At 68.9% G+C, this 14,983-nt stretch carries 14 protein-coding genes; 5 read left to right on the forward strand and 9 right to left on the reverse strand.

Going from position 1 to position 14,983, the window contains the following annotated elements:
• Positions 1 to 31: 31 nt before the first annotated feature.
• Positions 32 to 1,126 (reverse strand): branched-chain amino acid aminotransferase, encoded by a 1,095-nt coding sequence (locus OM513_RS13290; protein WP_264944910.1) that lies wholly within the window; start codon positions 1,124 to 1,126, stop codon positions 32 to 34.
• Between the two features lie 89 nt (positions 1,127 to 1,215).
• Here OM513_RS13290 and OM513_RS13295 point away from each other — a divergent pair, with 89 nt between their 5' ends.
• Complete coding sequence (locus tag OM513_RS13295; protein WP_264944911.1) at positions 1,216 to 1,701, forward strand: MarR family transcriptional regulator; 486 nt, start codon at positions 1,216 to 1,218, stop codon at positions 1,699 to 1,701.
• 41 nt (positions 1,702 to 1,742) lie between these two features.
• Here OM513_RS13295 and OM513_RS13300 read toward each other — a convergent pair whose 3' ends face one another.
• From OM513_RS13300 to OM513_RS13330, 7 genes are all read right to left on the reverse strand, one after another.
• Positions 1,743 to 2,543, reverse strand: a complete 801-nt coding sequence (locus OM513_RS13300; protein ID WP_264944912.1) for a pyrroline-5-carboxylate reductase family protein — start codon at positions 2,541 to 2,543, stop codon at positions 1,743 to 1,745.
• Positions 2,540 to 3,043: a YbjN domain-containing protein gene (locus OM513_RS13305; protein WP_452653609.1), complete on the reverse strand. Its 504-nt coding sequence runs from the start codon at positions 3,041 to 3,043 to the stop codon at positions 2,540 to 2,542. Before OM513_RS13305 ends, OM513_RS13300 begins: the two co-directional genes overlap by 4 nt.
• A gap of 105 nt (positions 3,044 to 3,148) precedes the next feature.
• Positions 3,149 to 3,481 carry an accessory factor UbiK family protein gene (locus OM513_RS13310; RefSeq protein WP_264944915.1) on the reverse strand — a complete coding sequence of 111 codons (333 nt, stop codon included), beginning with the start codon at positions 3,479 to 3,481 and terminating at the stop codon, positions 3,149 to 3,151.
• 12 nt (positions 3,482 to 3,493) lie between these two features.
• A complete protein-coding gene (locus tag OM513_RS13315) occupies positions 3,494 to 4,051 on the reverse strand; it encodes a TspO/MBR family protein (RefSeq protein WP_264944917.1) in 558 nt (185 codons plus the stop codon).
• A 13-nt stretch (positions 4,052 to 4,064) separates the two neighbouring features.
• Positions 4,065 to 7,199, reverse strand: coding sequence for an efflux RND transporter permease subunit (locus OM513_RS13320; protein ID WP_264944918.1), 3,135 nt, complete (start codon positions 7,197 to 7,199; stop codon positions 4,065 to 4,067).
• Positions 7,199 to 8,269 carry an efflux RND transporter periplasmic adaptor subunit gene (locus tag OM513_RS13325; protein ID WP_264944919.1) on the reverse strand — a complete coding sequence of 357 codons (1,071 nt, stop codon included), beginning with the start codon at positions 8,267 to 8,269 and terminating at the stop codon, positions 7,199 to 7,201. The genes OM513_RS13320 and OM513_RS13325 overlap by 1 nt, the downstream gene beginning before the upstream one ends.
• Positions 8,270 to 8,392: 123 nt before the next feature.
• Positions 8,393 to 9,139, reverse strand: a complete 747-nt coding sequence (locus tag OM513_RS13330) for a TlyA family RNA methyltransferase (protein WP_264944920.1) — start codon at positions 9,137 to 9,139, stop codon at positions 8,393 to 8,395.
• 125 nt (positions 9,140 to 9,264) lie between these two features.
• On the opposite strand from OM513_RS13330, the gene OM513_RS13335 reads away from it, so the two are divergent.
• The 3 genes from OM513_RS13335 to OM513_RS13345 all read left to right on the forward strand — a co-directional run bounded on the left by OM513_RS13335 (position 9,265) and on the right by OM513_RS13345 (position 11,090).
• Complete coding sequence (locus tag OM513_RS13335; RefSeq protein WP_264944921.1) at positions 9,265 to 9,948, forward strand: RBBP9/YdeN family alpha/beta hydrolase; 684 nt, start codon at positions 9,265 to 9,267, stop codon at positions 9,946 to 9,948.
• 245 nt (positions 9,949 to 10,193) lie between these two features.
• A complete protein-coding gene (locus OM513_RS13340; protein ID WP_264944922.1) occupies positions 10,194 to 10,580 on the forward strand; it encodes a MerC domain-containing protein in 387 nt (128 codons plus the stop codon).
• 48 nt (positions 10,581 to 10,628) lie between these two features.
• Positions 10,629 to 11,090: a Fur family transcriptional regulator gene (locus OM513_RS13345; RefSeq protein ID WP_264944923.1), complete on the forward strand. Its 462-nt coding sequence runs from the start codon at positions 10,629 to 10,631 to the stop codon at positions 11,088 to 11,090.
• A gap of 3 nt (positions 11,091 to 11,093) precedes the next feature.
• Here OM513_RS13345 and OM513_RS13350 read toward each other — a convergent pair whose 3' ends face one another.
• Positions 11,094 to 12,566, reverse strand: a complete 1,473-nt coding sequence (locus OM513_RS13350; protein ID WP_264944924.1) for an energy transducer TonB — start codon at positions 12,564 to 12,566, stop codon at positions 11,094 to 11,096.
• 483 nt (positions 12,567 to 13,049) lie between these two features.
• Between OM513_RS13350 and dxs the strand changes: the two genes are divergently transcribed.
• Entirely contained in the window at positions 13,050 to 14,978 is a 1,929-nt protein-coding gene (gene dxs, locus OM513_RS13355; RefSeq protein ID WP_264944925.1) for a 1-deoxy-D-xylulose-5-phosphate synthase, read from the forward strand.
• Positions 14,979 to 14,983: the final 5 nt, after the last annotated feature.

Below are 14,983 nucleotides of genomic sequence, written 5' to 3' on the forward strand. Positions count from 1 at the left end.
TATAGCCGGGCGGGCGCGGGATGGAAGGGGCTCAGGAGAGCCGGTGCAACCATCCGTGCGGATCGGGCGCCCGGCCGCGCTGAATGGCGACGAGCTGATCCTTGAACTTCTGCGCCACCAGCCCCGGCCCCTGATTGCCGATCGAGAATTCGAAGCCGCGGCCGCGCACCTTGCCGATCGGCGTCACCACCGCCGCCGTGCCGCAGGCGAACGCCTCGCGCAGGCGGCCGCTGGCGGCGTCGGCCTGCCACTGATCGATCGAATAGGGCTCCTCGCGCACCGTGAACCCTGCGTCGCGCGCCAGCGTGAGCAGCGAATCGCGGGTGATGCCGGGCAGGATCGTGCCGCCCAGCGGCGGCGTCTGGATCGAACCGTCGTCGAACGCGAACATCACGTTCATGCCACCCAGCTCCTCCACCCATTTGCGCTCGGCCGCGTCGAGGAACACCACCTGATGGCATCCCTCGCGGATCGCCTCCGCCTGGGCGATCAGGCTGGAGGCATAGTTGCCGCCGCACTTGGCCGCGCCCGTGCCGCCCGGCGCCGCGCGCGTATAGTGTTCGGACACCCACAGCGTCACCGAATCGGCGTCCTTGAAATAGGAGCCCGCGGGCGAGGCGATGACGATGAACAGGAATTCCGACGCAGGCTTCACGCCCAGGAAATTCTCCGACGCGAACATGAAGGGGCGCAGATAGAGCGATCCGCCCTCGATCTCCGGGATCCAGGCGCCGTCGGCGCGCACCATCTGGTGCAGCGCGGCGAGGAACAGCGCCTCCGGGATGCGCGGCATCGCCATGCGATCGGCCGATTCGTTGAAGCGGCGGGCGTTCGCCTCCGGCCGGAACAGCGCGGCGCCGCCATCGGGCAGGCGATATGCCTTCAGCCCCTCGAAAATCTCCTGTGCGTAATGGAGCACCGCGCAGGCCGGGCTGATCGAAAGCGGGCCATAGGGCACCACGCGCGCATCGTGCCAGCCGCGCCCTTCGGCATAGTTGATCACCACCATGTGATCGGTGATCGTCTTGCCGAAGCCCGGATTGGCGAGCAATCCGGCACGCACATCGGCCGGAACCGGGCTGGCGTGCGGCTGAAACGCGAAATCGAGAGTCGTGGCGTCTTCCATCATCCTGTCCCGCTAAGGCGCGGCGATCATGGGAATCCGTGCCGCGCACCGCTTGCCAACGCCTAGGGCCGGTGGCAGGATTGGTCAACATGGCTGCCCCAATTCCCGCATCCCCGCTGTTCCTGCGCGAGCCTGAGATCCGCCGCGGCGTGGAGCTGCTCTATTTCGGCTACAGCCACCTCACCCGATCGATCGACGCGGGGCTTTCCGACAAGGGCATGGGCCGCGCGCACCACCGCGCGCTCTATTTCATCGCGCGCAAGCCCGATCTGACGGTGAGCGAGCTGCTGAAGCTGCTGGCGATCACCAAGCAATCGCTGGGCCGCGTGCTGACCGAGCTGACCGAGCGCGGGCTGGTGGAGACGCGCGCCGGCGATCGCGACCGGCGCCAGCGGCTGCTGCGGCTGACGGCCGAGGGGACGGCGTTCGAGGCCGAGCTGTTCGAGGCGCTGCGGGCGAAGATGGCGGCGGCCTATTCGAGCGCGGGCCAGGGCGCGGTGGGCGGATTCTGGGCCGTGCTGGAGGGGCTGATCCCGGAGGACGAGCGCGCGCGGGTCGCCGGGCTGGGGCGTTAGGGATATTCCGCTGAACGGCTGATCGGGCCACCGCCCCGCCCTCAGGCGTTGCGCGCGGCCTCGGCCAGTTCGGCGCTGCGGCGGGCGGCGGCGTCGAGCGTTTCGCGGACCAGCCGCATCAGCCCCGCGTCGCGATCGAGCACGTCCAGCCCCGCGCGCGTCGTGCCGCCCGGGCTTGCGACGCGATCGGCCAGCTCGGCGGGGCCGGCACCCGCGCCATCGGCCAGCGCGGCGGCGCCCTCCACCGTGGCGATGGCGAAGCGTAGCGCCTGATCCTCGGGCAGGCCCAGCGCCGTCCCGGCCTGCGCCAGCGCATCGATGAAGCGATAGACGAAGCCCGGCCCGCTGCCCGAAAGCGCGGTGACGATGTGGAACAGCCCCTCATCCGCCAGCCATTCGACGCGGCCGAGCGGCGCCATCAGCAGGTCCGCAGTCGCGCGCGCGGCGGCATCGGCCTGCGCCCCGTGCAGCGCCACCACGCCCTTGCCGATGCTCACCGGCAGGTTGGGCATCGCGCGGACCACCGCACGCACGGGGAAGCGCGCGGCCAGCGTCGCCTCCTCCACCCCCGCCAGGATCGAGATCAGCAGCGTGCCCGGCCCGCCGAGCGGCGGCATCGCGCCAAGCTGTTGCGGCTTGATCGCCAGCACCAGCACGTCGGGCGCGCCATCGGCGGGCGCCTGGCGCAGCAGGGTGACGCCATCGGGGACGGCGGCGGTATAGGGATCGATGGCGGTAACGCTGGCGGGATCGATGCCGGCCGCGATCCAGCGGCGCAGCATCGCGGCCCCCATGTTCCCGCACCCGACCAGCCAGATGCTGCCCGGCGCGGAAATGCTCAAGCTTCGCCCTGCGTCTCGATCAGCGCGGCGGCCAGCGCCTCGGCCGGGGTCTTGCCGCCCCATAGCACGAACTGGAACACCGGATAGAAGCGCTCGCACTCGTCGATCGCGCTTTCCACCAGCATCTCGGCCTGGCCCAGGCTGAGCGTCGGCTCATCGCCGTCCACCATCGCGGCGTGGCGGAACAGCAGGATGCCGCTGGACGACCAAAGCTCGAAATGGCCGATCCAGAGCTGTTCGTTGACCAGCCCGATCGCCTCATACAGCGCGATCCTGCGTTCGTCGGGCACGCGGATGTCGGGGAAGGCCAGGAACTGAAGGACGCCATCGTCCTCGCGCCAGATGGCGCGCAGCTCATATTCGGTCCAACTGCCCTTGACCCTGGCGACGATCTCTTCGTCCTCGCGCTCATGGCTCCAGCCATGGGCGGCGAAATAGCTTTCGAGCATGTCGATGGGCGCCGCGTCGTCGCGGTCGAACTCCGCTTCGTCGAGCATCACAACCTCCACACCCCGCACGCGGGCCCCGGCGGGAATCCTGCCAATCGCGCGGCCCGGCTACAAGTGCGGCGTGGGCACGCCTGTCGAAAAGCTGTGGACAAGCCGTTAGGCCTTCGGCTTGCGCGGCGCCTTCGCGGCAGGCTTGGCAGCCGCCTTGGGCGCCGCGGCGGCGTTGGGGGCGGCGGGCGCGGAAGCCGCAAGCTGGGCCTCCAGCGCGGCGACGCGGGCGGCGAGCGCATCGGCCTCGTCCCGCGCGGAGACGGCCATCGCCTTCACCACCTCGAATTCGTCGCGGCTCACGAAATCGAGCCCGCCGAGCCATTCCTTGGCACGATCGCGCGCGGCGCTTTCCGTCTCGCGCGCCATCCCGGCGAGCGTGCCCGCCGCGCCGTTCACGAACTTGACGAAATCGTCGAACAGGCGGTTGTCGGTCTGCATGTCACGATACCTTTAGATGACCAGGATCTGGTCGCTGGACCGGGAGGGAACGATGCTCTCCGCATTCGGATTCATCCGGTCGAGTTGATAGAGCAGGAAGCCCGCATAGCCCAGCCAGGCGATATACGGAACCATCAGCAGCCCGGCGGCGATGCGGATGCGGCCGAACAGGATCAGCGCCACCAGCGCCAGCGCGCCAAGACCACCGACCAGCACCAGCGTCCAGAAGATCTGGTGCATGCCGAAAAACAGCAGCGGCCACAGGAAGTTGCCGCCCATCAGCACCGTGAACACCACGATCGCAGGGCCGCGCAGCGTCGATCCGCGCGCGTTGATGATCATCGCAAGCGCCAGGCCCAGCAGCACATAGATCGCTGCCCAGGCCGCCGGGAACATCCATTCCTCCGGCATGTCGGGCGGCAGCGCGAGCTGGCGGTACCAGGGGTTGGCCTGCCCCGCCGGCAGCAGCCGCGCGGAGGTGAACCCCAGCAGCAGGATAAAGGGCACCGTGACCACCGCCCAGCGCAGATAGGCGAGGCGTAGCTGGCCCTTCGATGCAATCTCTCTCAAGTCCGCGAACCTCCTATTCCGCCGCCTGACGCAACGGTTCGCCGTCGCCGCCGCCGGAATCGCCATCCTCCAGCGCGGCGTCGAGCGCCCGGCCCACCGCCTGCGGAGAGCTCGTGCGTCCGGCTAACCGGCTGTACAGTATCGGGATCAGGAATAGCGTGATCAAGGTGGCAAGCGCCACGCCGAAAATCACAACCACGCCGATCGCCGATCGCGCGGCCGCGCCGGCCCCGCCAGCCATCGCCAGCGGCACCGCGCCCGCCACTGTGGCGATCGAGGTCATCAGGATCGCGCGCAGGCGCCGCTGGGCCGCCTGGCGGATCGCTTGTGCCACTTCGAGACCCTCGTCGCGGAGCTGGTTGGCGAATTCCACGATCAGGATGCCGTTCTTCGCCGCCAGCCCGACCAGCATGACGATGCCGATCTGGCTGTAGAGGTTGAGCGACGTGCCCGTCGCCCACATGCCGATCACGCCCCCGGCCACCGCCAGCGGCACCGTGGTGATGATGACGGCGGGATGGAGGAAGCTTTCGAACTGCGCCGCGAGCACCAGGTAGACGATCAATATGGTGAGCGCGAACACCATCAGGATCGATCCGCCGGTCTCGATATAGGCCTGGCTCTCGCCGCGGTATCCCACCGCCAGCACCTCGGGCGACTGGCGGGCCTGGTCCTGGAGGAAGGCCAGCGCCTCGCCCAGCGAATAGCCGGGGGCCAGCCCGCCCGAGAGCGTGATGGCGCGCAGCTTGTTGAACCGTCCCAGGTCGCGCGGCCCCGCCTGCTGGCGCACGTTCACCAGGTTGGAAAGCGGCACCAGCCCGCCGTCGCGCGCGCGGACATAAATGGAGGCAAGGTTGGACAGGTTGGCGCGATCCGCCTCCTCGGCCTGGACGATCACGCGATATTCCTCGCCGCGATCGACATAGGTGGAGACGCGGCGGCTGCCGAGCAGGCTCTGCAGCGCCTCGCTGACCGACTGGACCGATATGCCCAGATCGCCAGCCCGGGTGGCGTCCACGTCGATGCGGAGCTGGGGCTTGGTCTCCTTATAGTCCGAATCGAGGTTGACGATGCCGCGGTTGGCCGATGCCGCGCGCAGGATGCGATCGCGCGCGCGCGCCAGATCGTCATAGCTGCTGCCCGCGATCACGAAGCCGATCGGCTGGTTGCGGCCGCGGCCGAGCGCGGAACGCACCTGGGCGTTGCCGCGGATCGCGGGCATCTGCGCCAGCTTGGCGTTGATCTGCTGCGCCACCTGCTGGGTGGTCTGGCTGCGATCCTCCCAGGGTTTCAGGAAGACGATGAAGGCGCCGCCGTTGAAATCGTCGCTGGCGCTGAACCCCTGCGGCGCGCGCGTGATCAGGGTGCGCACCGCGCCCTGCCCCACCATGGGCAGCAACTGGTTCTGCGCGTCGGTCATCAGCCGGTTCATTTCGGCGAAGCCCGTGCCTTCCGGCGCCGATATCTGGACCTGGGCCACGCCCTGGTCCTCGGCGGGCACCAGTTCGGACTTCAGCGTGACGAAGGCAGCGCCCGCCAGCCCAAGGAACAGCACCACCGCCAGCAGCGGCAGCAACGGCTTGCGCAGCACCCAGTCGAGCTTGCGGCCGTAGAAACCCTCGAAACTGCGGAACCGCGCATCGATCCAGCCGGTCAGCCGTCCGCGCCCCTCGTGCCGCAGCAGCTTCGAGCAGAGCATCGGCGTCAGGCTGAGCGCCAGGAAGCCGGAAAAGGCGATCGCGCCGATCATCGCCACCGCGAGTTCGCGGAACAACAGCCCCGTCTGCCCCGCCAGGAAGCACACCGGCACGAACACCGCGCACACCACCAGCGTGGTGGAGATCACCGCGAAGCCCACCTGGCGCGTGCCGCGGAACGCCGCCACCAGCGGCGGCTCGCCCGCCTCGATCCGGTGATAGACATTCTCCAGCACCACGATCGCGTCGTCGACGACCAGTCCGATCGCCAGCACCATCGCCAGCAGCGTCAGCAGATTGATCGAAAAGCCGAACAGCCACAGCACCGCCATCGCGCCCAGCAGGCAGATCGGCACGGTAACCGCCGGGATCAGCGTGGCCCGCCAGCTTCCCAGGAACAGGAAGATCACCAGCACCACCAGCACCGCGGCCTCACCCAGCGTGTGCCACACCCCCTCGATCGCGCGGCCGATGAACAGCGAATCATCCGATCCCACGCCCAGTTCCACGCCGGGAGGCAGCGTGGGCCGGATTTCTTCCATCAGTTGCTTGGCGGCGTCCGCCACCGCCAGCGTGTTCGCGCCCGATTGGCGGACGATGCCCAGCCCCACCCCCTGCGCGCCGTTGACGCGGAACACGGTGTAGGGATTCTCCGCCCCCTGCTCGACACGGGCCACGTCGCCCAGCTTGACCTGATAGCCGTCAGGGCCGCGGCCGATCACCAGCGCGGCGAAGCTCTCCGGCGTGCGGAACTGCCGCTCGACGCGCAGCGTGGCGTTCTGCTGACGCGATTCGAGGCGCCCGGCGGGCAGCTCGACATTCTGCCGGCGCAGCGCCGCCTCTACATCGGCCGGGGTCATCTGGAACGCGGCGAGCCGGGCCGGCTGGAGCCACACGCGCATCGAGGGACGCGCCTCGCCCGCCACGAACACGCGCGCCACGCCGTCCAGGTTGGCGAACCGGTCGGCGAGGTTGCGGTCCACCCAGTCGGACAGCTCCAGCGGCGACCAGCCGGGCCGCGATACCGTGACGAACATGATCGGCAGCGCGTCGGCGTCGACCTTCTGCACCTGGGGCGCCAGCGCGTCTTCGGGCAGGTCGTTCGCCGCGCCGCCGACGCGATCGCGCACGTCGTTGGCCGCCTCCTCCACGTCACGGCCGGGGCGGAACTCCAGCGTGATGTCCGAATTGCCGTCGCGCGATCGCGAGGTGATCGTCTCCAGCCCCTCGATCCCCGACAGGCGGTCTTCGAGCGGCTGGGTGATGCGCGATTCGATCACGCTGGCGGCGGCGCCGGTATAGGTGGTCTGCACCGAAACGATCGGCGGATCGGTGTCAGGATATTCGCGGACCGAGAGAGAGGTGTAGGCCACCAGCCCGACGATCGTGAGCAGCATCGCCAGAACCGCGGCGAAGACGGGGCGGCGGACGGAAAGGTCCGAAAGCTGCATCAGCCTGCCCCGCCCTTGGGCTTGCCCTTCGGCGCGCCGTCACCACCGCCGCCGCCGCCGGTACGAACCTTCTGGCCGTCGGTAAGCTTGACCACGCCCTCGGTCACGATGCGCTGGCCGGGGCGGATCCCGTCCAGGATCTCGACCATGCCGTCCTGATGCTGGCCGATGCGGACCGGCACGCGCCGCGCCACATCGCCGTCGATCACATAGACGAAGTTGCGATCGCCCTCGCCCACCACCGCCAGTTCCGGCACGGCCGGCGAGTTGCGCTCGGTCGACTGGACGCGCACGGTGAGCAGCATCCCCGGCTTCAGCTTCAGATCGGGGTTGGGCAGGATCGCGCGCACCGTGGCGGCGCGCGTCTCTGCGTTCAGCACCGGATCGACGCTGGCGACGGTGCCGTGGAACACCAGATCGGGGAAGGCGGCGGCGCGCGCCTCGATCACCTGCCCCGGCGCCACGCGCGCGAGCAGCGTCTCCGGCACCGCGAAATCGAGCTTGATCTGCGAGATGTCGCTGATCTGCGCGATCTCCGTCCCGGCGGAGACGACCGCGCCGGCGGAGATAGTGCGAAGCGACACCCAGCCGGAGAAGGGCGCGCGGATCACGCGATCGCCGATCGAGGCACGCGCCTCGGCCGCCTGTGCCGCGGCCTGGGCGGCCAGCGCCTCCTGGGCATCGACCGCGCTGTTGGTGGCGAAGCCGCGCGCCTTGAGCGACTGCAGCCGCTGGAGCTGCTGGCGTGCCTCGCGCTCGCGCGCGCCGGCCTCCGCTAGCTGGGCGTTCTCCTGACCCGAAGCCAGCACGGCAACCACCTGGCCGCTGCGAATAAAGGCCCCGTCGTCGAAGTTGAGGCGGAGCACCCGCTCGGTCACCGGCGCGGCGAGCGTCACCTGCTCGTTCGCGCGTGCGGTACCCACCGCGTCCACGGCCTCGACGAAGCGGGCGGACTGGACCGGCGCCACCGTTACCAGCGGCGCTTCACGCGGGGGACCGCCTGCCGCGGGCTTTCCTCCACAGCCGGCCAGCAGGGCGGCGATCGTTGCCAAAGCCAATGAAAATCGCATGCGCACCCTCTGCGGCTATTCCGCGCGCCAACTAAAGGCAAGGCTTTGCGGGGATAATTCCGCACCGCGTCATTCTGCGCATCGCTCGATGTCCGCAGTGTTGCGAATTCGCAGCCGAATCGATCAATTTCCGGCGACGCCGCGATGCGCGGCGATCAGGAATTCGACGTTGCCCTCCGGCCCGGTGATCGGGCTTTCTACGACGCCCTCGACCCGCCAGCCGGTCGATTCGAGCCATTCGGCGACCTCGCGGCAGACGCGGGCATGGATTTCCGGATCACGGACGACGCCGCCCTTGCCCACCTCGCCCCGCCCCGCCTCAAACTGCGGCTTGATCAGCGCCAGCAGCCGCGCGCCCGGCGCGGCGAAGCGCAACGGCACCTCCAGCACCTTGGCCAGCCCGATGAAGCTGGCGTCGCACACGATCAGGTCCACCGCTTCGGGCACATGCGCGTCGGTGAGCACGCGCGCGCTGGTCTGTTCGTGGACGATCACGCGCGGGTCCTGACGCAGCTTCCAGGCAAGCTGGTTGGTGCCCGAATCGACCGCATAGACCCGCGCCGCGCCCTTGGTGAGCAGCACGTCGGTAAAGCCCCCGGTCGAGGAGCCCACGTCGATCGCCACCGCGCCTGCGACATCCCAGCCGAAGCGATCGAGCGCGTGCGCCAGCTTGATCCCCCCGCGCGATACCCAGGGATGATCGCGCCCGCGCACCTCCAGCGCGGCATCCTCCGCCAGCGTCTGGCCCGCCTTCTCCACCTTGCGATCGCCCGCGAAGACCAGCCCGGCCATGATCAGCGCCTGCGCGCGCGTGCGGCTTTCCGCGAGTCCGCGGTCCACGAGCATCTGATCGGCGCGAAGCTTTGCCATGGCGCCTCTTTAGGGGGCGGCTTCGGCCCGGCGCAACCGCCGCCCGCCTCGCCGCAACCAAATAGCATATCTAATCAGTAGGAATTAAATCCCCGGATACCGGCCGCAATTCGGGAGAGTCCTCCATGACCTTCTACGCATCGCCCGACCGCCCCGCACCGATCGTGCTGACCGTGCCCGGGCTCGGCAGTTCCGGCCCATCGCACTGGCAGACGCTGTGGGAGGAATCCCGGCCCGACACGCGGCGCGTGGAGCTGGGCATGTGGGATTCGCCGCATCGCAACGCCTGGGTGACCAAGCTGGACCAGGCGATCCGCCAGGCGCAGGCGCCGGTGGTGCTCGCCGCGCATTCGCTGGGCTGCCTGGCGGTGGCGTGGTGGGCGGAGCTTGCCGGCCAGCCGTTCGGCCTGCCGGTGGCGGGCGCGCTGCTGGTGGCGCCGCCCGACGTCGACCGCGGCGACGCTCCGCGCGAGCTGGCCACCTTCCGCCCCAGCCCGGCGCGGCTGCTGCCCTTCCCCTCCATCCTGGTGGCGAGCCAGGACGATGCGTGGATCGGCATCGATCGCGCCCGCGCGCTGGCCACCGCCTGGGGCAGCCATTTCGTCGACGCAGGCGCGCAGGGGCATCTGAACGCCGCCAGCGGAATCGGCTGGTGGCACGAGGGCCAGGCGCTGCTCGATCGCGTGCTGGACGCCGCCTCCGATCGCGGCGGACGGCCCGGCAGCGCCGCCGAGGCACGATCGCTTTTGGCGATCCATGCAACCGAAGCGGCCCAGGCGCATTATCTATCCGCCCGCCTGCCGGTTTGACCGGAGGCGCTGGGCGGCCGGATCGCACGGGCAACCGCGATCCGGCTGGCCAGTGCCGGCAAACATGCCTAAGTTCGGCATGTGCGGGCACGGCCGGGCGGCGTCCCCCTAGAGCGCCGCCCGGCCCATCCGCCGCAGGCCCCGGCCGAACCGGCCATCGGCCCCCGCCAGGCGCGCCCCGGCACCGGCAAAATGCCGGACATGATATGTTGTAACTTCAACCCCGCGGGTCTATATCCCCGCCCATGCCGGCGACTCTTTCGCTTTCGCGCCTTTGGGGGCAGTTGGATTCGCGTCTCGATCGCGTTGCGATCGGGATTTCCGGCCTGTGCCTGGCGCATTGCGTGGCGACGACGGTGCTGCTGGCGCTGATCTCGTCCGCGGGCGGGCTGCTCGATCCGCGCATCCATGAGATCGGACTGATGCTGGCGATCCTGTTCGGCATCGTCGCGCTGGGGCGCGGGATCGTGTCGCACGGCTATATCCTTCCGGCCGCGGTCGGGGCGTTCGGGCTGGGCATCATGGCCGGCGCGCTCACCCTGCCGCACGGCGATTTCGAGATCATGTGGACCCTGATCGGCGTCAGCTTCGTCGCGCTGGGCCACGATCTGAACCGCCGCGCCACCTACTGATCGTCCCCTGATCTTGCCGGTTGGGCGCGGCGGGCCTAAATCCCACCCATGGCCGCGCATCACCACCATCACGAGCATCACGGCGCCGACCTGACCCGCGCCGCGCAGACCACGCTCGAGAAATCGGGCGAGCAGTGGACGGTGATGCGCGAGCGCGTGTTCGAGGCGCTGGCCGGGTTCGACAAGCCGGCGTCCGCCTATGACATCGCCGAAGCGGTGTCGAAGCTGGAGGGCCGCCGCGTGGCCGCCAACAGCGTCTACCGCATCCTCGACCTGTTCGTCGGCGCCAACCTGGCCCGGCGGGTGGAGAGCGCCAACGCCTATGTCGCGAACGCGCACCCGGATTGCCTGCACGACTGCATCTTCCTGGTCTGCGACGCTTGCGGCCAGACCACGCACATCGACGACGACGCGATCACCAAGACGGTGCGCGCCGCCGCCCGGGGCGCGGGCTTCAGCCCCGAACGCCCGGTGATCGAAGTGCGCGGCAAGTGCGCCGATTGCGACTGACGCTCAATCGCTGGGCGCGCGCCAGACCACCGAGGTTCTGACCTTTGACTCGGCCGGCTCGCCATCGACCAGCTCGGGGCTGAAACGGGCCTGCCGCATCCAAATCTGGCAGGAAGCCTCATCCAGCCCCGCGCCCAGAGGAGGCGACGTCACCACGCAGTCCGTCGCTCTCCCATCGGTTCCGACTGTCAGGGTGATGTCGACCTTGCCGCCGATTCCAGCCTTTGCAGCCCTGTCCGGATAGTTGACCAACGACATATCGGGTCTTTTCAGCACATCCGCCCGCTTGATCGTGCGCGGTTGCGGCGGGGCCGGGATATTGCCGCGCACATAGCTTCCGTGCGATCCGGTGGTGCGCATCTTCTTCCCGGCCGGATCGACGGTGATCTCGCAGGTGTCTTCAAGGATGCTGTAATTGGGCTTCCCGTCGACATAGGTGCGTTTGGTCGTGAAGCATTTCGCGGAATAGGTGCAGCCGCGCACGTGGCGCACGCCGGTGAACTTCATCTGGCTCTGCAGCCAGAAGCCGGGGTGCCGCTGCATCGACGCATTGCCGCCGTCCCTGTAGCTGCCGACGCCCGCGAAGGTGACGAGCGCGCCGTCCGGCCGGCTCCACTGGCCGTTGATGTCTGCGGGCCTGCAGATGCGCTCCGGCTCGGGCGCCGCGGCGCCGCGCACCCATCGCCCGCCCATGTTGGGCAGCCCCTCCGTCGCTGCCGCGGCGAACAGCCGGTAATTGCCGGGCTGGCCGCCATAGCCGGTGCCGTCGCTGATGAAGCGCAGCGAATCGGTTGCCGGATCGACCAGCGCGGCGGTGCGCGAGACATTGCTGTCGATCGGCGCGCGGACCAGCGGGATCAGGCATTTGCCGCCGATCATCTGCCCCGGCGCGTTGGTATAAATCGCCTCGGGCAGCAGCGAGAGGTGGTTGCGGTGCGCGGAGTGGATGCCGAAGCGGCCCTGCAGCGCGGGCTGGTTCGCCCCATGCGGCCGGACCGCGCCGAAATTGGCGAAGTCGATCGACAGCCCCTTGGCCGAAAGCTGCGGCCCGGACGCGCGCCACTGGCCCGCTAGGAGCGAGGTGGAGCAGGCCGCAGGCGCCGCCCGCACCGGGCCGGGGGCCGAACTCGCGGCTTTCTTCGGGACAGCGACGACGACGATCAGGCCCACGACCCGCTTTCGTGCGGCGTTGAGATAATTGTTGACCGAGCAGGCCGCGACAAAGGCGTTGCCCGGCAACTCCTCTTTCAGCGAATAGCGAAACAGGTCGCGAAGCATCGCCTTGCCCCCAGGGCAAAGCCCGGCCTCCTGGCGAACCGGCGTGTCATAGGGGCCGTACATGATCAGGCCTTCCGACCATTTTGCTCCGGCAAAGTCGCTTCCGAACTGACCGGCGCTGACCGGCGCGCTTCCGTCGCTGTTCCAGAGGACCATTAGCGAGACGTAACGATAGTCCTGCTTCCAGGAATATTCCATTTCAGGCAGGCGGGTCGTGAGCGTGTAACTGCCCTGTCGAAAGCCGGAGGGCGCCGCCGGCATATAGCAATTGCGGCCGTCATATTCGTCGCTGCCGGCGCGCCAGAACTGCGCGAACGTCCGGAAATGCGAATCGCACCGTTCGTCGCGGGTTACGCCGGCTTCTCCACGCCACCAGCCCGGGGCACTTGCAGACTGCGCCGGAACCGCTGCGGGCAGGGCAGACCAACACAATGCACCCGCGACCGACACTCCGGATATCCAACGCAACGCACCCATCGATCTGCCTTTCAACGCGACTCTCGATCGTTACGATGCTGGCACGGGCGGATCATCGCGATCAAGCGCCGATCTACGCTTGTTCTCGAGAGCCTGAGCGCGGCCGATCAACCCTCTGCACCAGCGCCGCCTGCACGAAATCTGCACCCCGGCTGCTGAATCACAATGTTCGACTCGTTACGCGCGCTGAGGTATCAGGCCGCGATGTCCGACGTACCGCATACGCCGCTGCTCGACACCGTCGACACCCCGGCCGACCTCCGCAAGCTCAAGCCGTCCCAGCTCCGCCAGCTCGCGGACGAGCTGCGTACCGAGACGATCAGCGCCGTGGGCGTCACCGGCGGCCATCTGGGATCGGGCCTGGGCGTGGTCGAGCTGACGGTCGCGATCCACTATGTCTTCAACACGCCCGAAGACCGGCTGGTGTGGGACGTCGGCCACCAATGCTATCCGCACAAGATCCTGACCGGCAGGCGCAGCCGCATCCGCACGCTGCGCATGGGCGGCGGGCTTTCCGGCTTCACCAAGCGCAGCGAGAGCGAGTATGACCCGTTCGGCGCGGCGCACAGCTCCACCTCGATCTCGGCCGCGCTGGGCTTCGCCGTCGCCAACAAGCTGAGCGACGCGCCGGGCAAGGGCATCGCCGTGATCGGCGACGGCGCGATGAGCGCCGGCATGGCCTATGAAGCGATGAACAACGCCGAGGCGGCGGGCAACCGGCTGGTCGTGATCTTGAACGACAACGATATGTCGATCGCGCCGCCCGTCGGCGGGCTTTCGGCCTATCTCGCGCGGCTGATCTCCAGCCACGAATATCTGGGGCTGCGCAGCCTGGCGAAGCGCGCGATCCGCCGCGTTTCGCGCCGCCTGAGCTCGGTGGCGGGCAAGGCCGAGGAATATGCCCGCGGCATGGCCACCGGCGGCACGCTGTTCGAGGAACTGGGCTTCTATTACGTCGGCCCGATCGACGGGCATAACCTGGATCACCTCATCCCGGTGCTGGAGAATGTCCGCGATGCCGAGGAAGGGCCGATCCTGGTCCATGTCGTGACGCAGAAGGGCAAGGGATACGCCCCGGCCGAGAACAGCGCCGACAAATATCACGGCGTCCAGAAGTTCGACGTGATCACCGGCGCGCAGGTGAAGGCGCCGCCGGGGCCGCCGGCCTATCAGAATGTCTTCGGCGAGACGCTGGCGAAGCTGGCCGATGCCGACAGCCGCATCTGCGCGATCACCGCCGCCATGCCCTCCGGCACGGGCGTCGACAAGTTCGCCAAGGCGCACCCCGATCGCGCGTTCGACGTGGGCATCGCGGAGCAGCACGCGGTAACCTTCGCAGCCGGCCTGGCGGCGCAGGGGATGCGCCCGTTCTGCGCGATCTATTCCACCTTCCTCCAGCGCGCCTACGACCAGGTGGTCCATGACGTGGCGATCCAGAATCTGCCGGTGCGCTTCGCGATCGATCGCGCGGGCCTTGTCGGCGCGGACGGGGCGACGCATGCGGGAAGCTTCGACATCGCCTATCTGGCGACGCTGCCCAACATGGTGGTGATGGCCGCCGCCGACGAGGCGGAGCTGGTCCACATGACCTATACCGCCGCCGAGCATGACAGCGGCCCGATCGCGCTGCGCTATCCGCGCGGCAACGGCGTGGGCGTGGAGCTGCCCCAGGTCCCGCAGAAGCTGGAGATCGGCAAGGGGCGCATCGTCCGCGAAGGCAAGAAGGTCGCGATCCTCTCGCTCGGCACGCGGCTGGCGGAGGCGCTGAAGGCCGCCGACGCGCTGGAGGCGCGCGGGCTTTCCACCACCGTCGCCGACCTGCGCTTCGCCAAGCCGCTGGACGAGGAACTGATCCGCCGCCTGCTGACCACGCACGAGGTGGCGGTGACGATCGAGGAAGGCGCGATCGGCGGCCTGGGCGCGCATGTGCTCACCTTCGCCAGCGACGCCGGGCTGATCGACGCCGGGCTGAAGCTGCGCACGATGCGCCTGCCCGATCTGTTCCAGGACCAGGACAAGCCCGAAAAGCAATATGACGACGCCCGGCTGAACGCCGAGCATATCGTAGATACCGTGCTGACCGCGCTGCGCTGGAACGAGGCCGCCGTGGCCGACGGGGGCGTCAGGGCCTGACGGCG

Origin of the sequence: Sphingomonas canadensis, assembly GCF_026013525.1 — a bacterium.
GTDB classification, from domain to species: Bacteria; Pseudomonadota; Alphaproteobacteria; order Sphingomonadales; family Sphingomonadaceae; genus Sphingomonas; species Sphingomonas canadensis.